Genomic DNA, 1395 nt, shown 5'->3' on the forward strand with positions numbered 1-1395 from the left:
GATAATAATGATTCATAAATGCCTCATACACATCGAGACTCATCATGGAGTCGTTATTGTAGGACATGTAGAACGCTGTATTTTACTCCGGCAGAATAACAATCAAGGAAGAATGCCCGGTCACATTTCCCCCTTTGAGAACCACATGATGACCATTCATCTTCTCTTTAAAGTAGCCTTCGAATCCGATGGTTGTGACAGGGAACTCTTTGTCAGGGAACACCTGGTAGGTGTGCATTTGCTCGATGCTATTGGAACTTAAGATTTCTTTGCCTGCATACGTTCCTTTGTTCAGATGCATCATAAGGTACTTCACCATGTCATCTGCGGTTGATACCATGCCGCCGCTAGGCCGATCGGTTGGTTTGAATCCCTCCAAGGATATCAGCTCGCCCTCTGGCCCATAATGGGCAGCCATTCTGTCCAGCAATTCGGGGGTAAACCGCACATTCGTCGAGTTCATGCCTAACGGCTTGAAAACATTTTCCTCCATATACTGGGCGAATGACATGCCCGTTACTTCCCCTACCGCGTACCCCGCCAGTGTGAACCCATAATTATCGTAGGTGTACGCTTCCCCCGGAGGCCTGACAACCGTCGGCATATTCGATTCGAGAGACTCTTTCATCGGGAAGTATTGATCCACATATTCCGGTTTCGATTCCGAGAGGATATCCGGTTTGTCGAAGCCGCTGGTATACGTAAGCAGATCGTACATCGTCAGTTCTTTCCCTGTTGTATTCGGTATCTTCATCCCTCCCAGGTATTCCTGGATATCGTGATGCAAATCAATCTTTCCCTTATCGACCAGTTGCATAGCTGCCAATGCCGTGAACTGCTTCGTCACAGAACCAATTTGGAAAACGGTGCTGCTGTCTACCGGAATTTTATTTTCCTTGTCAGCATAACCGTAACCCTTGTTTAACAGCACTTTCCCATTGGATACGACTGCAAAATTAGAACCAACCGTATTAAACTTTTCCATCGCGTCCGCAAAAATGCCATCTGCAAAGTCCTCCAGTTCCTTGGCATCCCGCGGCCCCTCCAGGCTGGCCTCCTCAGATGCAACTGGCGTGGGAGCCTGCGGGGTATTAGGTGCTTTCCCTAGTCCGATATAAGCGGTAATGACCGTAACAGTTAATAGTAGAACAGTTAATAGCAGAACTACGCGATTCGTGCGAATCCATTTCTTCATAAGTGATGTCTCCTTGCCTATTAGATTTGCCTCTTAACGATTGGCTGAGCCCAGTATGGCAAAGAAGTTGTCACACCAACAAGTTGCATTTTGTCATCCATGACATCCAGCCACTTTGAAAGCGTCATGTGACAATTCGGCACTAGGTTTATTGACAAGGGAGGCATTAAGATACCTGAAAAGGCGATGAATCCTTGCCC

The 1395-nt window shown here is 47.1% G+C and carries 1 protein-coding gene and 1 pseudogene; both read right to left on the bottom strand.

The features are described from left to right. Positions 1–1195 (bottom strand): annotated as a pseudogene (locus ACFRAK_RS28845) (serine hydrolase domain-containing protein); the annotation flags it as partial. 20 nt (positions 1196–1215) lie between these two features. Next, positions 1216–1395 (bottom strand): hypothetical protein (locus tag ACFRAK_RS28850; RefSeq protein WP_394573172.1); only part of this gene is annotated, 180 nt, incomplete at its 5' end.

The organism is Peribacillus sp. NPDC056705, assembly GCF_043656335.1.